This window comes from Sphaerotilus sp., assembly GCF_041083715.1.
Lineage (GTDB): Bacteria > Pseudomonadota > Gammaproteobacteria > Burkholderiales > Burkholderiaceae_C > Sphaerotilus.
The window spans coordinates 25,679-43,494 of the sequence record NZ_JBFPGY010000068.1; the positions used below are offsets into that span (position 1 = coordinate 25,679).

19 protein-coding genes are annotated in these 17,816 nt (G+C 67.3%); 7 read left to right on the plus strand and 12 right to left on the minus strand.

Annotated features, from left to right (window positions below):
- Positions 1-13: 13 nt before the first annotated feature.
- The 5 genes from rplB to AB3X43_RS03285 form a co-directional block, all read right to left on the minus strand.
- The gene (gene rplB / locus AB3X43_RS03265) at positions 14-838 is read right to left on the minus strand and encodes a 50S ribosomal protein L2 (protein ID WP_369428452.1); all 825 of its coding nucleotides are present in this window, start codon (positions 836-838) and stop codon (positions 14-16) included.
- Positions 838-1,164 (minus strand): 50S ribosomal protein L23, encoded by a 327-nt coding sequence (gene rplW, locus AB3X43_RS03270; RefSeq protein WP_369428453.1) that lies wholly within the window; start codon positions 1,162-1,164, stop codon positions 838-840. Before rplW ends, rplB begins: the two co-directional genes overlap by 1 nt.
- Positions 1,161-1,781 (minus strand): 50S ribosomal protein L4, encoded by a 621-nt coding sequence (gene rplD, locus AB3X43_RS03275; protein WP_179633153.1) that lies wholly within the window; start codon positions 1,779-1,781, stop codon positions 1,161-1,163. The genes rplW and rplD overlap by 4 nt, the downstream gene beginning before the upstream one ends.
- Positions 1,781-2,452, minus strand: coding sequence for a 50S ribosomal protein L3 (rplC, locus tag AB3X43_RS03280; RefSeq protein ID WP_179633154.1), 672 nt, complete (start codon positions 2,450-2,452; stop codon positions 1,781-1,783). The genes rplD and rplC overlap by 1 nt, the downstream gene beginning before the upstream one ends.
- Before the next feature lie 220 nt (positions 2,453-2,672).
- Positions 2,673-2,903, minus strand: a complete 231-nt coding sequence (locus AB3X43_RS03285; protein WP_369428454.1) for an oxidoreductase-like domain-containing protein — start codon at positions 2,901-2,903, stop codon at positions 2,673-2,675.
- Between the two features lie 145 nt (positions 2,904-3,048).
- On the opposite strand from AB3X43_RS03285, the gene AB3X43_RS03290 reads away from it, so the two are divergent.
- Entirely contained in the window at positions 3,049-3,441 is a 393-nt protein-coding gene (locus tag AB3X43_RS03290) for a hypothetical protein (protein WP_369428455.1), read from the plus strand.
- 15 nt (positions 3,442-3,456) lie between these two features.
- On the opposite strand, the gene AB3X43_RS03295 is transcribed toward AB3X43_RS03290, so the two are convergent.
- Positions 3,457-4,179 carry a FadR/GntR family transcriptional regulator gene (locus AB3X43_RS03295; protein WP_369428456.1) on the minus strand — a complete coding sequence of 241 codons (723 nt, stop codon included), beginning with the start codon at positions 4,177-4,179 and terminating at the stop codon, positions 3,457-3,459.
- A 53-nt stretch (positions 4,180-4,232) separates the two neighbouring features.
- Positions 4,233-5,267, minus strand: a complete 1,035-nt coding sequence (locus tag AB3X43_RS03300) for a LacI family DNA-binding transcriptional regulator (protein ID WP_369428457.1) — start codon at positions 5,265-5,267, stop codon at positions 4,233-4,235.
- A gap of 160 nt (positions 5,268-5,427) precedes the next feature.
- Between AB3X43_RS03300 and AB3X43_RS03305 the strand changes: the two genes are divergently transcribed.
- The 5 genes from AB3X43_RS03305 to AB3X43_RS03325 are packed head-to-tail and all read left to right on the plus strand — an operon-like array spanning position 5,428 to position 10,113.
- Positions 5,428-6,411 carry a TRAP transporter substrate-binding protein gene (locus tag AB3X43_RS03305; protein WP_369428458.1) on the plus strand — a complete coding sequence of 328 codons (984 nt, stop codon included), beginning with the start codon at positions 5,428-5,430 and terminating at the stop codon, positions 6,409-6,411.
- A gap of 33 nt (positions 6,412-6,444) precedes the next feature.
- A complete protein-coding gene (locus AB3X43_RS03310) occupies positions 6,445-6,930 on the plus strand; it encodes a TRAP transporter small permease (protein ID WP_369428459.1) in 486 nt (161 codons plus the stop codon).
- 2 nt (positions 6,931-6,932) lie between these two features.
- Positions 6,933-8,285 (plus strand): TRAP transporter large permease, encoded by a 1,353-nt coding sequence (locus AB3X43_RS03315; RefSeq protein WP_369428460.1) that lies wholly within the window; start codon positions 6,933-6,935, stop codon positions 8,283-8,285.
- An 18-nt stretch (positions 8,286-8,303) separates the two neighbouring features.
- Entirely contained in the window at positions 8,304-9,137 is an 834-nt protein-coding gene (locus AB3X43_RS03320; RefSeq protein WP_369428461.1) for an NAD-dependent epimerase/dehydratase family protein, read from the plus strand.
- A 4-nt stretch (positions 9,138-9,141) separates the two neighbouring features.
- Positions 9,142-10,113 carry an SMP-30/gluconolactonase/LRE family protein gene (locus AB3X43_RS03325; RefSeq protein ID WP_369428462.1) on the plus strand — a complete coding sequence of 324 codons (972 nt, stop codon included), beginning with the start codon at positions 9,142-9,144 and terminating at the stop codon, positions 10,111-10,113.
- 23 nt (positions 10,114-10,136) lie between these two features.
- On the opposite strand, the gene AB3X43_RS03330 is transcribed toward AB3X43_RS03325, so the two are convergent.
- The 5 genes from AB3X43_RS03330 to kdgD are packed head-to-tail and all read right to left on the minus strand — an operon-like array spanning position 10,137 to position 16,127.
- On the minus strand, positions 10,137-11,288 hold the full coding sequence (locus tag AB3X43_RS03330; RefSeq protein WP_369428463.1) for an L-talarate/galactarate dehydratase: 1,152 nt from the start codon (positions 11,286-11,288) through the stop codon (positions 10,137-10,139).
- A gap of 19 nt (positions 11,289-11,307) precedes the next feature.
- Positions 11,308-12,807, minus strand: a complete 1,500-nt coding sequence (locus tag AB3X43_RS03335; protein WP_369428464.1) for an aldehyde dehydrogenase family protein — start codon at positions 12,805-12,807, stop codon at positions 11,308-11,310.
- Between the two features lie 53 nt (positions 12,808-12,860).
- Complete coding sequence (gene gudD, locus AB3X43_RS03340) at positions 12,861-14,195, minus strand: glucarate dehydratase (RefSeq protein WP_369428465.1); 1,335 nt, start codon at positions 14,193-14,195, stop codon at positions 12,861-12,863.
- 16 nt (positions 14,196-14,211) lie between these two features.
- Positions 14,212-15,174: a Bug family tripartite tricarboxylate transporter substrate binding protein gene (locus AB3X43_RS03345; protein WP_369428466.1), complete on the minus strand. Its 963-nt coding sequence runs from the start codon at positions 15,172-15,174 to the stop codon at positions 14,212-14,214.
- Between the two features lie 41 nt (positions 15,175-15,215).
- Complete coding sequence (gene kdgD, locus AB3X43_RS03350) at positions 15,216-16,127, minus strand: 5-dehydro-4-deoxyglucarate dehydratase (protein ID WP_369428467.1); 912 nt, start codon at positions 16,125-16,127, stop codon at positions 15,216-15,218.
- A gap of 144 nt (positions 16,128-16,271) precedes the next feature.
- On the opposite strand from kdgD, the gene garD reads away from it, so the two are divergent.
- Positions 16,272-17,816 (plus strand): galactarate dehydratase (gene garD, locus AB3X43_RS03355; RefSeq protein ID WP_369428468.1); only part of this gene is annotated, 1,545 nt, incomplete at its 3' end.

Genomic DNA, 17,816 nt, shown 5'->3' on the forward strand with positions numbered 1-17,816 from the left:
GAGCTACTACCCCTTATTTCTTGCGACGCGACACGATCATGTTCTGCGTGCGCTTGTTGTTGCGGGTGCGGTAGCCCTTCGTCAGGGTGTTCCACGGCGAAACAGGCGCCTGGCCCTCGCCGGTGCGGCCTTCGCCACCACCGTGCGGGTGGTCCACCGGGTTCATGGCGGTGCCGCGAACCGTCGGACGGATGCCCTTCCAACGCATCGCACCGGCCTTGCCGTACTGGCGCAGGTTGTGCTCTTCGTTGGAGACTGCGCCGATCGTCGCGCGGCAGTCGATGTGGATCTTGCGCACTTCACCCGAGCGCAGACGCACCTGGGCGTAGACGCCTTCACGCGCCATCAGCGTCACCGAGGTGCCGGCCGAACGGGCGATCTGGGCGCCCTTGCCAGGCATCATCTCGACGCAGTGGATCGTGGAGCCCACGGGGATGTTGCGGATCGGCAGCGTGTTGCCGGCCTTGATCGGCGACTCGGCGCCGCTCAGGACCGTCTGACCCGCTTCCAGACCACGGGGAGCAATGATGTACGAACGCTCGCCGTCGGCGTAGCACAGCAGGGCGATGTGCGCCGTGCGGTTGGGGTCGTACTCGATGCGCTCGACCTTGGCGGGGATGCCGTCCTTGTTGCGCACGAAATCGACCACGCGGTAGTGGTGCTTGTGACCACCGCCCTTGTGGCGAACCGTGATGTGACCGTTGTTGTTACGGCCGGAGTTCTGCTTCTGGGGTTCCAGAAGCGAAGCTTCCGGAGCGCCCTTGTGCAGGTGCTTGTGAACAACCTTGACGACGCCACGGCGGCCAGGCGAAGTCGGTTTGACCTTGACGACAGCCATTACGCGGCCTCCCCGGAGAAGTTGAGTTCCTGCCCGGCCTTCAGCGACACATACGCCTTGCGCACGTGGTCACGGCGACCGATGCGACCACCGAAGCGCTTGGTCTTGCCCTTCTGGTTGACGACCTGCACCGAGTCCACTTCGACCTTGAACATCAGTTCGACGGCGGCCTTGATCTCGGGCTTGGTGGCATCCTGCAGCACCTTGAACAGCACTTGGTTGTTCTTTTCGGCGATGGCCGTGGCCTTCTCGGAGATGATCGGCGCGACGAGCACCTGGGCCAGACGGCCTTCCGAGAAATTGCGATTGATGGGAGCGCGGCTCATGCGAACATCTCCTGGAGCTTGTCGATCGCACCCTTGGTGACGACGACCTTCTTGTAGAAGACCAGCGACAGGGGATCGGCGAAACGCGGCTCGACAACCAGCACGTTCGGCAGGTTGCGCGAAGCCAGGAACAGGTTCTCGTCGATCTGGTCAGCGATGACCATGACGTGATCCAGGTTCATGGCCTTGAGCTTGGCGGCCAGCAGCTTGGTCTTGGGGGCTTCGACCGACAGCGTGTCGACCACCACCAGACGGCCTTCGCGGGCCAGCTGCGAGAAGATGGCGGCCATGCCGGCGCGGTACATCTTCTTGTTGATCTTGTGCGAGAAGTTTTCTTCCGGCAGGTTCGGGAAAATCCGACCGCCCCCGCGCCACAGCGGCGACGAGGTCATACCGGCGCGAGCGCGGCCGGTGCCCTTCTGGCGGAAAGGCTTCTTGGTCGAGTGGTGAACCTGCTCACGGTCCTTCTGGGCGCGGGTGCCTTGGCGGCCATTGGCCTGGTAGGCAACGACGACCTGATGGATCAGGGATTCGTTGTAGTCACGGGCGAACACGGCGTCCGAAGCATCGACCTTGGCGGACGCTTGGCCTTGTTCATTCAGGAGCTCGAGCTGCATCAGTTGGCCCCTTTCTTGAGCTTGACCTTCACGGCGGGACGCACGGTGACAAAGCCACCCTTCGAACCCGGGACGGCACCCTTCACCAGCAGCAGCTGGCGGGCTTCGTCAACGCGCACGATGTCCAGGTTCTGGGTCGTGACGGTTTCGTCGCCCATGTGACCGGTCATCTTCTTGCCCGGGAACACGCGGCCCGGGTCCTGCGCCATGGAGATCGAGCCCGGCACGTTGTGCGAACGGCTGTTGCCGTGCGACGCGCGCTGCGAGCTGAAGTTGTGGCGCTTGATGGTGCCAGCGAAGCCCTTGCCGATCGAGGTGCCTTGCACGTCGACGGTCTGGCCAGCAGCGAACATCGTGACCGGCAGGGTGGCGCCAGCCTTGTATTCCGCGGCCACATCGGCGGTCACGCGGAACTCTTGCAGCAGCTCACCAGCTTCGACACCGGCCTTGGCCAGATGTCCAGCTTCCGGCTTGTTCACGCGGGAGGCCTTGCGGGCGCCGAACGTGATCTGCAGTGCGGTATAGCCATCCGTTTCCACGGTTTTGACCTGGGCAACGCGGTTGTTGGACACGTCCAGCACGGTCACGGGCACGGTATCACCGTCGTCCGTGAAGATGCGCATCATGCCCACCTTGCGGCCCAGCAATCCGAGGCGATTGCTAAGACTCATGGTTCTTCTCCAATAACCCGACAGCGATTGGCCGGGCTGACTATGTGGTTGCCGATTCGCCCGCGCCGCCCACCCGAAGGACAGGAGGCCAGAACGATCCGGAACGACGAAAATGGGCGCAATTTTAATTGCAGCCCGAAAAGCTCGCGATTATCACACAGCAGTGCCGCTTGACGCAAGAACTACTGTGCGGCAAGACGACAGCGCCCGCCTGGGCGGTTCAGTCGGACCAGCGCAGGATCGACTCGTCTCGCCAGTACGCGACCTCTCCGCAGTAGCCTTCCCAGACGCAGCCGATGCAGCCGCTGTCGCAGCAGTTGGTCGGCTCGGGCGGAGGATCGGACAGGGCCACGCCCAGCGTCCGTGCGCGATCAAGTACCGCCCGTACCAGCGCCTGGGCTTCGCTGCGCTCGGTCGGGGTCCACTGCTGGAGGACATCGTCTGGAATCATCCCGCCATTGTCCGATACCGACCGCCGCCCCACCCTGGATGCGGCGCAGCCACCCTCCTGCAAGGGGATGGTGCGCGTCCGAAGCCGCCTGGATACTGGCCTGAAGACGCGCCACCGGTGCGCTGCAGACCAGACAGAGGCAGACATGGCACGACAAGGACACCGCGGCTACGCACTGATCGAGCAGATCGCCGCCCTCCTCGCGATCGGCACCGCCTCGGCGATCGCGCTGCCACAGCTGACCGACTTGCAGGCACAGGCGGATGGCGTCGTGCTGCAGCATCTGGCCAGTGCCGCCGACATGGCCATGCTGCTGAACCAGGGCGGCTGCCTGGTGACCGACCAGCAGGTGGAACCAGATCGTTGCCGGCCCGTGCACGATTGCACCGATCTCGGCACCCTGCTGCATGGCGGTCTCCCGAATGGCTACGAAGTACAGGCACGACCACTGCCACGCGGAACCGAAGGCGACTGCCACCTCGTGCACCCAGCCAGTGGTCGCCTGGCCAGCTTCACCGGCCTGGGCACCGGACACTGAGCTGCACCGACCTTCTCAGCCCGCCTCGGCCTGCGCCCGCCGACGCCGCTCGCGGCTGTTCGCCAGATGGGTGCGCATCGCGGCACGCGCACCATCCGGGTCCTGGCTGGCGATGGCATCGAAGATGCTCTCGTGCTCGGCGTTGACGCGGCGCAGGTAGCGCAGGCGCTCCGGGTCGAGCGCCTCGGACTGCTCCAGCCGCGCCCGCGGAATGATCATGCTGCCCAGCGCCGTCATCAGGTCGGCGAAGTGGTGGTTGCGGGTCGCACGCGCGATCTCCAGGTGGAACTGGAAGTCCGCGCCGATCGCATCCTGACCGCCCTCCACCGCCTGCACGACCGTGTCGAGTGCAGCACGCATGGCGTTCAGGTCGTCGTCCGTGCGCCGCTGCGCGGCCAGCGCGGCCGACTCGGTCTCGACACCGATGCGCAGCTCCAGCACCGCGATCACGTCGCGCAGCGTGGCCATCTGCTCCGGCGCGATGCGGAAGCCGGGCGCGTCGCCCAGCCCCAGCACGAAGGTGCCGATGCCGTGGCGCGTCTCGACCAGGCCGGCAGCCTGCAGCCGCGAGATCGCCTCGCGCACGACGGTGCGGCTGACCGAGAACTCGACCATGATGGCCGACTCGGTCGGCAGCTTGTCGCCGGGGACGAACTGGCCGTTGCGGATCCGGTCGCCCAGGGATTCGACCAGTTCAAGCGCCAGAGTGCGCGGGCGGCGGCGGACAGAAGTCGACATGGGCATGAAGGGGGAAGCAGGCGGAAGCCGTGTCACTGTACCAAGTCCTTGCCTCAGATCCGGGCCGCACGCCGGGCGGTCGAACCTCGGGCGATGACCCGCGAGGCCAGGGTCTCGTGCCCGCTGGCCGGCACCTCGGCATCGCCGCGGATGCGCGCGATGAGGCGCTGCATCGCGGTTTCGCCAGTCAGTTCGCTGGCGGTATCGACGGTGGTCAGCGCCGGGCTGGCGTAGCGGCCGTAGATGATGTTGTCGAAGCCGGCAATCGAGACATCGTCCGGCACCCGCAATCCGAGCACCTGCGCCTGCCCCAGCAGGCCGAGCGCCACCAGATCGTTGTAGGTCACCACCGCGTCCGGCGGCTCGGCGCAGAGCAGAACCGACGAGGCAATCCGTTCACCCTCGTCCGCCACCGCCGCATCGACATCGAACAGCCGCAGCACGCTGCCGCTGCCTTCGAAGGCGTCCTGCAGACCCTTCCAGCGCTCGGCGCTCCAGCGCGCGCCGCTGAAGCCGACGTAGCTGATGCGTCGATGCCCGAGGTCGCGCAAATGTCGACCCAGCATCAGCGCCGAGGTCCGGCTGTCCACGCCGACGCTGTAACAACCCGGATCCGGCTGCTGGCCGCCGTAGTAGATCACCGGCAGGCCGGAGTGCTTCAGCCAGTCGATGGCCGGCTCGGACAGCCGTGCACTGACGATGATGCCGTCCACCCGGCGACTGAGCGCCTGCAGCATGGCCAGCTCCGGGGTGCAGCCCTCGGCCGTGTCGGTGAACAGCAGGTTCAGCCCCGCCCGCGCCGCCACCCGGGACGCCCCCTTCACGAGGCTGGTGAAGTGCGGATTGCAGATGTCGAGGATGACGATGCCGACGTTGCCGGTCTGGCCGGTGATCATGCCGCGGGCCATCGGGTTGGAGCTGTAGCCCAGCTCGCGGACGGCGATCGTGACCCGCTCCTCGACCTCGCGCGTGAAACGCTGGCCACCGTTGATGAACTTGGACACCGTCGCGGTGGACACGCCGGCCGCCAGGGCAACGTCGCGGATGGTGGCCGCCTTGCGGCGGCGGGTGGAGGTGTCGTCTGTCATGGCGGTCAGAGTGTAATGCCTTGCAAAGTTAAACGTTTACCTGCGTATCCCACCATATAACCCGAATCGGGCTAACACCTAGAAAGAGAATCTTGACCCACCTTGCAAGTTAAACGTTTAATTTGCCTTGCCGATGCCCTTCACTCCAGAGGAGACACCCATGCCCCAGACCACCCCCACGCGCCGCCTGCTCGCCGCCCTGCTGACCACGACCGCGCTGTCGTGTGCGCAGGCCGCCGACTTCCGCTCGGCCGATGTCCATGCCAAGGACTACCCGACCACGCTGGCCGTGAAGTTCATGGGCGAGCAGCTGTCCAAGGCCACCAATGGCAAGGACCGCATCAAGGTGTTCACCGACAGCGCACTGGGGTCGGAGAAGGACACGGTCGAACAGGTGAAGATCGGCGCCCTCGACATGGTGCGGGTCAACACGGCCGCCTTCCACGGCATCGTGCCGGAGTCGATGATCCCGTCGATGCCCTTCCTGTTCCGGGACATGGACCACTTCCGCAAGACCATGTACGGCCCGCAGGGCGACAAGATCCTGGCCTCGTTCGAGAAGGCCGGCTTCATCGGCCTGGCGCTGTACGAGAGCGGCGCCCGCTCCTTCTATGCCAAGAAACCCATCCGCAGCGCAGCCGACATGAAGGGCCTGAAGGTGCGGGTGCAGCCGTCGGACCTGTGGGTCAGCCTCATCAACGCACTGGGCGCATCTCCAGCCCCGATGCCGTTCGCCGAGGTCTACACCGGCCTCAAGACCGGTCTGGTCGACGCCGCCGAAAACAACCTGCCCTCCTACGACGAAAACAAGCACTACGAGTCGGCACCGGTCTTCTCCGAGACCATGCACGTGATGTCGCCCGAGGTGGTGGTGTTCTCGAAAAAGCGCTGGGACACGCTCACGCCGGAGGAGCAGTCCGCCCTGCGCAAGGCCGCCAAGGAGTCGGTGCCCTACTACCAGAAGCTGTGGGAAGCCAAGGAGCATGACGCCCGCGCCGTGGTCCTCAAGAGCGGCGCCAAGATCATCCCGACCAGCGAGATCGACAAGCAGAGCTTCGTGAACGCGGAAAAGCCGGTCTGGGACAAGTTCACCGTGAATCCGGACATCAAGGCCCTGGTGCAGGACATCGTCAACACCAAGTGACATGAACATGACGTGGAACAGGAGCACTCCGCCATGAACTGGCTTTACGGATTGAGCGCGTGGTTGTCCCGCGCGGTGCTGGTGCTGGCGGGCATCTGCCTGGCGCTGCTCGGCGTGATCGTCCTCTACGGTGTGGTGCTGCGCTACGTCTTCAACAATGCACCGCCCTATGTCGAGCAGATCGCCTTGCTGCTGGTGATCTGCGTGGCCATGTTCGGCGCTGCGGCCGGCGTCCACGCGGCTGGCCACATCGGGCTGGACTCGGTGGTCAAGCTGCTGCCGCCCGCCGGCCAGCGCTTCTGCGCCCTGCTGGTGGAGGTGCTGAACCTGGTCTTCGCTGCGGTACTGACCTGGGGCAGCTGGCTCATGGCCCATTCGACCGCCCATGACGTGATTCCCACCCTGGGCATCTCCGAAGCCAGCCGTTACGTGCCCGTCATCACGGCGGGCATCCTGATTGCCATCTTCTCCCTGACACGGCTGCTCGGGCTGCTGTCTCAACCTCAACAGCAGGCGTGATCATGGAACTGGCTGTGCTTTGCCTGAGCTTCTTGCTCTGTCTTGTCCTGGGTGTGCCGGTCGCCTTCGCGATCGGACTGAGTTGTCTGGCAACCTTCGCCGTCGAAGGTCTGCCGATCGCCACGGCGATGCAGATGATGGTCTCGGGCATGAACGTGTTCTCGTTCCTGGCGATCCCGTTCTTCATCTTCTCGGGCGAGCTGATGCTGCATGGCGGCATCGCCGACAAGATCATGAACTTCGCCCGCAGCCTGGTCGGCCACTGGAAGGGCGGCCTCGGACTGGCCAATGTCATGGCCAGCACGCTGTTCGGCGGCGTGTCAGGCTCGCCGGTGGCGGACACCTCGGCCATGGGCGGCGTGATGATCCCGATCATGAAGCGCGAGGGCTACAGCGCCGCCTACGCGGTCAACGTGACGACCCACGCGTCGCTCACCGGCGCGCTGATGCCGACGTCGCACAACATGATCATCTACGCCTTCGCCGCCCAGGCGGCGGCAGGCGTCATCGGCGGTCATGTCATCAAGGGCGTCTCGATCGGCGACCTGATGTTCGCCGGCCTGGTCCCGGTGTTCTGGATCATGGTCTGCATGCTGGGCGCGGCCTACTGGCAAGCGGTGAAGTTCGGCTTCCCCAAGCGCGCCGATGGCACCTCGATGGTCGAGCGCTTCCCCGGCTGGACGGCCGTGCTGCACCACTTCATCGCGTCGGTGCCCGGACTGATGGTGATCGCCGTGATCCTGGCCTGCGTGATGCTGGGCATCACCACCGCGACCGAGGCGGCGGCCATCGCGGTGGCGTACTCGCTGTGCCTGACCGGGCTGATCTACCGCACCATGACCCTCGACAAGCTGGTCAAGGCGCTGGCCAAGGCGGCGAAGACCACGGGCGTGATCCTGCTGCTGATCGGCGTGTCGAACATGCTGCGCTGGCAGATGGCCTATCTGGAGATCCCGGAAACGATCGAGGCCGCCCTGCTGCAGGCGACCAAGGAACCCTGGCTGATGCTGCTGTACATCAACATCATCCAGATCTTCCTGGGCATCTTCCTCGACATGGCGGCCCACATCCTGATCACCACGCCGCTGTTCCTGCCGCTGGCGATCCAGATGGGCGTCGGGCCGGTGCAGTTCGGCATGATGCTGCTGCTCAACTGCGCCCTCGGCCTGGTGCACCCGCCTGTAGGCACGGTGCAGTTCGTCGGCTGCGCGATCGGCAACATCTCGATCGGCGAGGCCACCAAGACCGCCTGGCCCTACTACCTGGCCATCTGGATCGCGATCAACCTCGTGACCTACGTCCCCGCCTTCTCGACCTGGCTGCCCTCGCTGATCACCGGACACCCGGTGCTCTGACACCCAAGGACACACACGATGCTGCCTCGCCCCGCTTCTTCGATCCGCTTCCCTCGGCTGCTGCTGACCGGCGCCGCCGGCAACCTCGGCCGGGAACTGCGCCCGCGCCTGAAAGCCTACTGCGACACCCTGCGCGTCAGCCACCGCAGCGACGCGATCGACCCTGCCGGCCCGGGCGAGGAACTCGCGGTCGCCGACCTCGCCGACAAGGCCGCCGTGGCCGCGATGCTCGACGGCGTGGACGCGGTCGTCCACCTCGGCGGCGTCTCCACCGAGCAGACCTGGGAGAGCATCCTCGACGGCAACATCGTCGGCATGGTCCACCTCTACGAAGCCGCCCGCCACGCCGGCACGAAGCGCATCGTCTTCGCCAGCTCCAACCACGTCACCGGCTTCTACCGCCAGGACGAGATCGTCAGCCCGCGCGACCCGGTGCGCCCGGACGGCTTCTACGGCCTGTCCAAGTGCTTCGGCGAGAACCTCGCGCAGCTCTACTGGGACCGCTTCGGCATCGAGACGGTGAGCGTGCGCATCGGCTCGTCGTTCGCCGCGCCCAAGGACCGGCGCATGCTCGCCACCTGGATGAGCTTCGACGACACCGAGCGGCTGATCGTCGCCGCGCTGACTGCCCCGGTGGTCGGCCACAGCATCGTCTACGGCATGAGCGACAACGCCACGACCTGGTGGGACAACACCTCGGCGCGCCACATCGGCTACCGGCCGCAGGACAGCTCGGACGTGTTCCGCGCAGAGGTCGAGGCACGCCAGCAGACACTCGACCGCGACGACCCCGCCGTGCACTACCAGGGCGGTGCCTTCGTGCGCACCGGTCCGTTTTTCACGCAGGAATGACACGATGGACACCCAGCCGCTGACGCTGTCGATGCGCTACCCCGACCCGGCGGTCGAGGTGCTGCATCCGGACTTCCTGAAACTGCGGCTCTACAGCGCCAGCGTCGAGCGGCTGGCCACCGGGCTGCGCTGGGCCGAAGGGCCAGTGTGGTTCGGCGACGGGCGCTACCTGCTGGTGTCGGACATCCCGAACGACCGCATCCTGCGCTGGGACGACTGCTCGGGCACGGTGAGCGTGTTCCGCCAGCCGTCGAACAACGCCAACGGCCACGCCCGCGACACGCAGGGGCGGCTCATCACCTGCGAGCACCTGACCCGCCGCGTGACGCGCACCGAGCACGATGGACGCGTCACCGTGCTGGCCGACCGTTTCGAGGGCGCCCGGCTGAATTCGCCCAACGACCTCACGCTGTGCCGCCGCGACGGCGCAGTCTGGTTCACCGACCCGGACTTCGGCCTGCACGGCCACTGGGAGGGCGAACCCGGCACGCCGGAGCGACCGCATGGCGTCTACCGGGTCGACGCGACGACAGGGCGGCTCGACTGCATGCTCGACGACCTCGCCGGTCCGAACGGCCTGGCCTTCTCGCCGGACGAGTCGGTGCTCTACGTGATCGAGAGCCGCGCGGCGCCCCACCGGCTGATCTGGGCCTACGACCACGCCGCCGACGGCTCGCTGTCGAACAAGCGCCTGCACATCGATGCCGACGGGCCCGGCGCACTCGACGGCATGGCCTGCGACGTGGCGGGCAACCTCTGGTGTGGCTTCGGCACCAACGGCGCGCCCGGCACCGACGCTGCCGCGCTGGACGGCGTGCGGGTCTACAACCCGGCCGGCCAACCGATCGGCCACATCCACCTGCCCGAGCGCTGCGCGAATGTCTGCTTCGGCGGCACCAAGGGCAACCGGCTGTTCATGGCGGCCAGCCACTCGGTCTACGCGCTGTACGTCAACACGACCGGCGCGGTGCGCTGAACACCCCCGCCCGGTGCCTTCATTCAAGGGCGCTGGCCCACCTCGACCACCTCGCGGGTCCAGGCCCGGCTCTGCTCGCTCAGGCTCAGACCGAGACCGGGACGCCTGGGCACCAGCATCCGGCCGTCCCGGATCTCGATGCGCTCGTTGAACAGCGGCTCCAGCCACTCGAAGTGCTCCACCCACGGCTCGCGCGGGTAGGCGGCAGCCAGATGGACATGCAGCTCCATCGCGAAGTGCGGTGCCAGCATCAACCCGGCGTGGTCGGCCAGCGTGGCGATCTTGAGGAAGGGGGTGATGCCGCCGACCCGCGGTGCATCGGGCATCAGGTAGTCGGCGGCACGGTGGCGGATCAGGTCGCCATGCTCGGCCGCGCTGGTGAGCATCTCGCCGGTCGCGATCGGCGTGTCGAACTGGGCCGCCAGCGCCGCGTGGCCCTCGTGGTCGTAGGCGTCGAGCGGCTCCTCGATCCAGACCAGGTTGAATGGCTCGAACAGGCGGCACATGCGCTGCGCGGTCGGGCGGTCCCACTGCTGGTTGGCGTCCACCATCAGGGGCACGCCATCCCCCAGGTGCCGGCGCACGGCCGAGACACGCTGCACATCCAGCGCGCAGTCGGGCTGGCCGACCTTGAGCTTGATGCCGCCGATGCCACGCGCGATCGACGCCGAGGCGTTCACCAGCAGCTGCTCCAGCGGCGTGTGCAGGAAGCCGCCCGAGGTGTTGTAGCAGCGGACCGACTCCCGGTGCGTGCCCAGCAGCTTGGCCAGCGACAGCCCGGCACGGCGCGCCTTCAGATCCCACAACGCCACATCGAATGCGCCGATCGCCTGCGTCGCCATGCCGCTGCGCCCGACCGAGGCCCCCGCCCAGCACAGCTTGTCCCACAGCCGGGCGATGTCGCTCGGGTCTTCGCCGATCAGTGCCGGGGCGATTTCACGGGCGTGGGCGAACTGGCCGGGGCCACCTGCCCGCTTGGAGTAGCTGAAGCCGAGGCCCTGGTGGCCGCTGGTGGTCTCGATCTCGGCGAACAGGATCGCGATCTCGGTCATCGGCTTCTGCCGGCCAGTCAGCACCTTGGCGTCGCTGATGGGCGTGGCCAGTGGCAGCGTGCAGGCAGACACCTTCACCCAGGCGATGCGGTCATCGGTGGCCGCGGAACGGTTCGTGTGCATGGCGATCGGATCCTGAGATTCAGACCGGCCGGCCCGGCCGCTCGACCAGCCACGCCGGCGCATCCTGCAGACAGACCGGTCGCAGGAAACGCGCCATCGCGGCATCACCCACCGACGTGCTTTCCGGGCGGGTGCTGCTGGGCCACGGACCGCCATGCTGTTGTGCCGCCGTGACGGCCACGCCGGTCGGCACACCCGCGAACAGCACACGCCCGGCGATCGCCATCGCACCGCGCACCAGTGCGCGGGTCTGGCCGGTGTCCGCATCCATGCCCCACAGCGTCACGGTCAGCGTACCGCCAACGGCCTGCAGCACCTGCAGCGCCTGCACGAGATTGGCGGCCCGGACCACCAGGCTGCCAGGGCCGAACACTTCTTCGCGCAAGGCCGCGCGGTCGATGAACGCTTGCGCCGAGACCTGCGCCAGCACCGGACGCGGAGGCTGGCCAGCGGCGCTGGTGTCCTGCACCAGCAGGTCGGCGCCGGCCTGCGCCCAATGCGCGACACCGGCTTCGAACGCCCCGCGCATCGCGGTGGTCAGCATCGCATGTGGCTGCTGCGGACGCAGTGCCTCGGCCAGTTGCGTGACGAAGCCGTCGTTGACCGCCTGCACGTCCAGCCCGGATTGCGGCGCGTCGATCAGCACGATGACACCGGGGTTGGTGCAGAACTGACCGCAGCCCAGCGTGATGGAGCCGGCCAGCGTCGCCGCCAGCGCGGCGCCATCCGTGGCGAGCCTGGCAGGCAATGCGATGACAGGGTTGGTCGAGCCGAGTTCGCCGAAGAACGGGACGGGCCGGGGCCGCGCCGCCGCTTCGGCCGCCAGCGCCGCACCGCCCTGGGTCGAGCCAGTGAAGGCGCCGGCGGCGATCGCCGGATGGCGGATCAGCCGCACGCCGATGTCGCGTCCACCGCCCTGCACCAGCCCGATCAGGCCGGCGGGCAGGTTCAGCGCCGCCAGCACGCCCTGGACCAGCCCGAATACCCGGTTCGACAGCAGCAGGTGGCCCGAGTGCGCCTTGACGACCACCGGACAGCCCGCCGCGAGTGCCGATGCCGTGTCGCCACCGAGGACCGAGAACGCAAACGGGAAGTTGCTCGCCGAGAACATCGCCACCGGGCCGAGTGGCACCGACCAGCGCTGCATCGCCGGATGCCCGGCGGGCGGCGCGCCGGCCACGGCCGGATCGTCCACGAACGCAAACGGCGCACCGCGCTCGGCCAGGTCGGCGAAGCGGCGGAGCTGGAAGGCCGTGCGGTCGAGTTCGCCATTCAGACGCACCGGACCGAGCGCGGTTTCGCGGTCGGCCAGCGCGACGAGTTCAGCACGGTCGGTTTCCAGCGCGACAGCCAGGGCGCGCAGCAACGCGGCACGCTCCGGCCCGGCAGCGCCCTGCCACAGCGGGAACGCCGCGGCCGCCGCGTCGCAGGCGGCATCGACGGCAGCGGGTGTGCTGGAGGGCACGTGTTCCAGTGCCTCGCCGGTTCGGGCATTGAAGGAGGTGAGCATCGTCGTCATGGCAGGCTTCCAGATTCAGGATTCAGGATTCAGGATTCAAAAGACAGTGGCGCTCAGCGCACCATGCAGGGCCGCTTCGGGTCGAAGGTCCAGCCCGGGAGCAGATACTGCATCGCCATCGCGTCGTCCCGCGCGCCAAGACCGTGCTGCAGGTAGAGCTGGTGCGCCTTCTCCACTTCGACCATGTCCAGCTCGACGCCCAGGCCCGGCTTGTCCGGCACCTGCACATGGCCCCCGACGATCTGCAGCGGTTCCTTCGTCAGGCGCTGGCCGTCCTGCCAGATCCAGTGCGTGTCGATGGCGGTGACCTTGCCGGGGGCCGCCGCGCCGACGTGGGTGAACATCGCCAGCGACACGTCGAAGTGGTTGTTCGAGTGCGAGCCCCAGGTCAGACCCCAGTCACGGCAGGTCTGCGCCACGCGCACCGAGCCGGCCATGGTCCAGAAGTGCGGGTCGGCCAGCGGAATGTCCACGCTCTGCAGCGACAGCGCATGGCTCAACTGGCGCCAGTCGGTGGCAACCATGTTGGTGGCGGTGGGCAGGCCGGTGGCGCGGCGGAACTCGGCCATCACCTCGCGGCCGGAGAAGCCGTCTTCGGCGCCGCACGGGTCTTCCGCGTAGGCGACGATGCCGCGCATGCGCTGGCCGAGCCGGACCGCATCCTTCAGCAGCCAGCCGCCGTTCGGGTCCAGCGTCACGCGGGCGTCGGGGAAGCGTTCGTGCAGCGCGGTGACGGCATCGACCTCGGCATCGCCCGCCAGCACGCCGCCCTTGAGCTTGAAGTCGTTGAAGCCGTAGCGCGCGCGCGCCGCCTCGGCCAGCCGCACGACCGACTCGGGCGTCATCGCCTGTTCATGGCGCAGGCGGAACCAGTCGTTGTCCGCTGCCGGCGCACTGCTGTACGGCAGATCGGTCTGCGCCTTGTCGCCGACGAAGAACAGGTAGCCCAGCATCTCCACCGATGCCCGCTGCTGGCCCTCGCCGAGCAGCGCCGCCACCGGCACGCCCAGGTGCTGGCCGAGCAGGTCGAGCAGCGCCGACTCGATGGCCGTCACCGCGTGGATGGTGGTGCGCAGGTCGAAGGTCTGCAGGCCGCGCCCGCCGCTGTCGCGGTCGGCGAAACGCTGCTGCACTTGCTGCAACAACCGCTGCTGCGAACCGAGTGGCTGGCCGACGATCAGTTCGCGGGCATCTTCCAGCGTCTGACGGATCTTCTCGCCACCGGGTACCTCGCCCACGCCGGTGCGCCCAGCGCTGTCGGTGAGGATCAGCAGGTTGCGCGTGAAGAACGGGCCGTGCGCGCCGCTGAGGTTCAGCAGCATGCTGTCGCGGCCGGCGACCGGGATCACGCGCAGCGCGGTGATGCGGGGAGTGGAGGACGTGGTCATGGCGGGTGCTCCAGGTTCAGTCGGCGGTGATCTTGCCGACCTCGATGACCTTCTTCCAGCGGGCGAACTCGGTCGCCTGGAAGGCCGTGAACTGCTCGGGAGTATTGCCGACGATCTCGAAACCGACGTCAAGCAGCTTGGTCTTGACCGCGGGGTCGTTCAGCGCCGCCACCAGCGCACCATGCAGCCTGGCCTTGATGTCGGCGGGCAGTCCCTTGGGCGCGGCCACGGCCTGCCACGAATAGACCGTCGCGCCCTTGATGCCCAGCTCTTCCATCGTCGGCACGTCCGGCAGCAGCGGCGAGCGCTTGGCACTGGTGATCGCCAGCGCCCGCAGCTTGCCCGCCTTGATGTTGGCCAGGCCGGTGTTGATGTTCATGAACGAGGCATCGACCTGGCCACCAAGCAGGTCCGACATCGCCGGTGCGCCGCCCTTGTACGGGATGTGCAGGCCGCTGGTGCCGGTCGTCTGCCAGAACAGCTCGACCGTCAGGTGGTCGCTCGTGCCGTTGCCGGCCGAAGCGAAGCTCATCTTCCCGGGGTTGGCCTTGTGGAAAGCCAGCACGTCGGCCATCGACTTGTGCGGCGAATTCGCCGGCACGGCGAGCACATTGGGCGCCTGCACCGCGACCGTGATGTAGTCGAAATCCTTCAGCGGGTCATAGCCGACGTTCTTGAGCAGGTGCGGGCCGATCACGAAGGGACCGAGTGACGAGACGAAGACTGTGTAGCCATCGGGCGCAGCACGCTTGGCCACCGCCGCCCCCATGGTGCCTCCGGCACCGGCCTTGTTGTCCACGATGAAGGTGGCACCAAGCTTTTCCTGCAGCTTCGGTGCGACGGTGCGGGCGATGACGTCGGTCGATCCGCCGGCCGGAAATGGCACCAGCAGGGTCACGGGCTTGCTGGGCCAGGCTTGTGCCTGGGCGCACGTGATGGCGGTCAGCCCCAGGAGCACGGCGGTGAGCAGCTTTTTCATGCGAGATGTCCGGGGGCGGTGCAGGGTGGCGTGGCGCGGATTCATTGCGCGCCAAGCTTCGAGATCAGCTGGCCGAGGCGGTTGACTTCCGCCGGAAGCAGGTCCGACAGCGGCGGGCGCACCGGGCCGGCACTGTGTCCGACCAGCGTGGCTCCCGCCTTCACGATGGACACGGCGTAGCCTTCACCCTCGTTGCGCAGCGCGATGTAGGGCAGGAAGAAGTCGCGCACCAGGCGATCGCAGGTGGCGGTGTCACCGGCGGCGTGGGCGTTGTAGAACTCCATCGCTGTCTTCGGGATGAAGTTGAAGACCGCCGACGAATAGACCGGACAGCCCATCGCCTTGTAGGCACCGGCGAAGACTTCTGCCGTCGGCAACCCACCCAGGTAGGCGAAGCGATCCCCCAGCGTCTGGCGGATGGCGACGAATTTCTCGATGTCGCCGACACCGTCCTTGAAGCCGATCAGGTTCGGGCAGCGGTCCGCCAGCACCAGCAGGCTCGCCGGTGTCAGGCGGCAGGCACCGCGGTTGTAGACGATGACGCCGAACTGCACGCTCTTGCACACGGCCTCGACGTGGGCGATCAGGCCGGCCTGGCTGCCCTCGGTCAGGTAGTGCGGCAGCAGCAGGATGCCCTGGGCACCGAGGCGCTCGGCCTCCTGCGCGTACTGGATCGCCAGCGTCGTGCCACCTCCAGCGCCGGCGATGATCGGTGTGCGACCGCGGCAGGTGTCCAGCGCGACCTGGATCACCTCGCTGTATTCGGCCGGTGCCAGCGAGAAGAACTCGCCCGTGCCACCCGCAGCGAACAGCGCCGAGGCACCGTAGGGCTGCAACCACTCCAGCCGGTCGGCGTAGGGCTTCGGAGCAAAGCGAAGTTCGCGGTCGAAGTCGGTCAGCGGAAACGACAGCAGGCCGGTTTGCAGCACGCTCTTGAGGTCTTGGGGCGACATGGTCAGACTCCATCAGATGTTGTTGTATGTCATCGTATAACTAACTCGACAACAATGCGACAGGGAGAACTACGTATCGCGCCCTCTTGTGGCGGCTGCCAAAGATGGCGACACTTGTGTTGTACGATCACCAGCAGGATAGACATGAACGCGCCCGTGCCCCGCCCTCCCTTGACCATCCGCATGCACTCGGACGACCATGTCGCCATCGTCGCCAACGACGGCGGCCTGCCGGCCGGGACGGTGCTGCCTGATGGCGTTCCTGGCGCTGGACTGGTGCTGCACGACAAGGTACCGCAAGGGCACAAGGTGGCGCTGGTGGACATCCTGCAGGGCGGCGTGGTGCGGCGCTACAACGTGCCGATCGGCTACGCGCTCCAGGACATTCCCGCTGGCGCGTGGGTCCATGAGCGGCGGCTGCAGATGCCCGCCGCCCGCGCGCTGCAAGGCCTGCCGATGGCAACCGTGCCATCGCCCGCACGCCAGCCGCTGACCGGCCATACCTTCGAGGGCTACCGCAACGCCGACGGCTCGGTCGGCACCCGCAACATCCTGGCCATCACGACGACGGTGCAGTGCGTGGCCGGGGTCGTCGCGCAGGCGGTGGCGCGCATCAAGGCCGAGCTGCTGCCGCTCTACCCCCGCGTGGACGACGTGATCGGGCTGGAGCACACGTATGGCTGCGGTGTGGCGATCGACGCACCGGATGCGGTGATCCCGATCCGCACGCTGAAGAACATCTCGCTCAACCCGAACTTCGGCGGCGAAGTGATGGTCGTGAGCCTGGGCTGCGAGAAGCTGCAACCCGATCGCCTGCTGCCCCCGGGCTCCTTCCCGATCACCGATGCGCGCGACACCACCCTGGGCCCGGAGACGGTGTGCCTGCAGGACGACCACCACATCGGCTTCATGTCGATGCTCGACGACATCCTCCGCAGCGCCAAGCCGCACCTGGAGCGCCTGAATGCGCGTCGCCGCGAGACGGTCCCGGCCAGCGAGCTGGTGGTCGGCGTGCAGTGCGGAGGCTCGGATGCGTTCTCCGGCGTGACTGCCAACCCAGCGGTCGGCTACTGTGCCGACCTGCTGGTGCGTGCCGGGGCAACGGTGATGTTCAGCGAAAACACCGAAGTGCGCGACGGCGTGGACCAGCTCACTGCACGCGCCGCCACGCCCGAGATCGCCGAGGCCATCGTGCGGGAACTCGATTGGTACGACCGCTATCTGGACCGCGGACGCGTCGATCGCTCGGCCAACACGACCCCCGGCAACAAGGCCGGCGGCCTGTCCAACATCACCGAAAAGGCAATGGGCTCGATCATCAAGAGCGGCTCGTCCGCGATTTCGCATGTGCTGTCTCCGGGTGAGAAACTGCGACCGGATCAGCGTGGGCTGGTCTACGCGGCCACACCCGCCAGCGACTTCATCTGCGGCACGCTGCAGCTTGCCGCAGGCATGAACCTGCACGTCTTCACCACCGGGCGCGGCACGCCTTACGGCCTGGCCGAGTGCCCGGTGATCAAGGTGGCCACCCGCTCGGACCTGGCCCGCCGCTGGCACGACCTGATGGACGTGAACGCCGGCCGCATCGCCGATGGCGAAGAGTCGATCGAGGAGGCGGGCTGGGCGATGTTCCGGCTGATGCTCGAAGTCGCCAGCGGCCGCAAGACCTGGGCCGAGCACTGGAAGCTG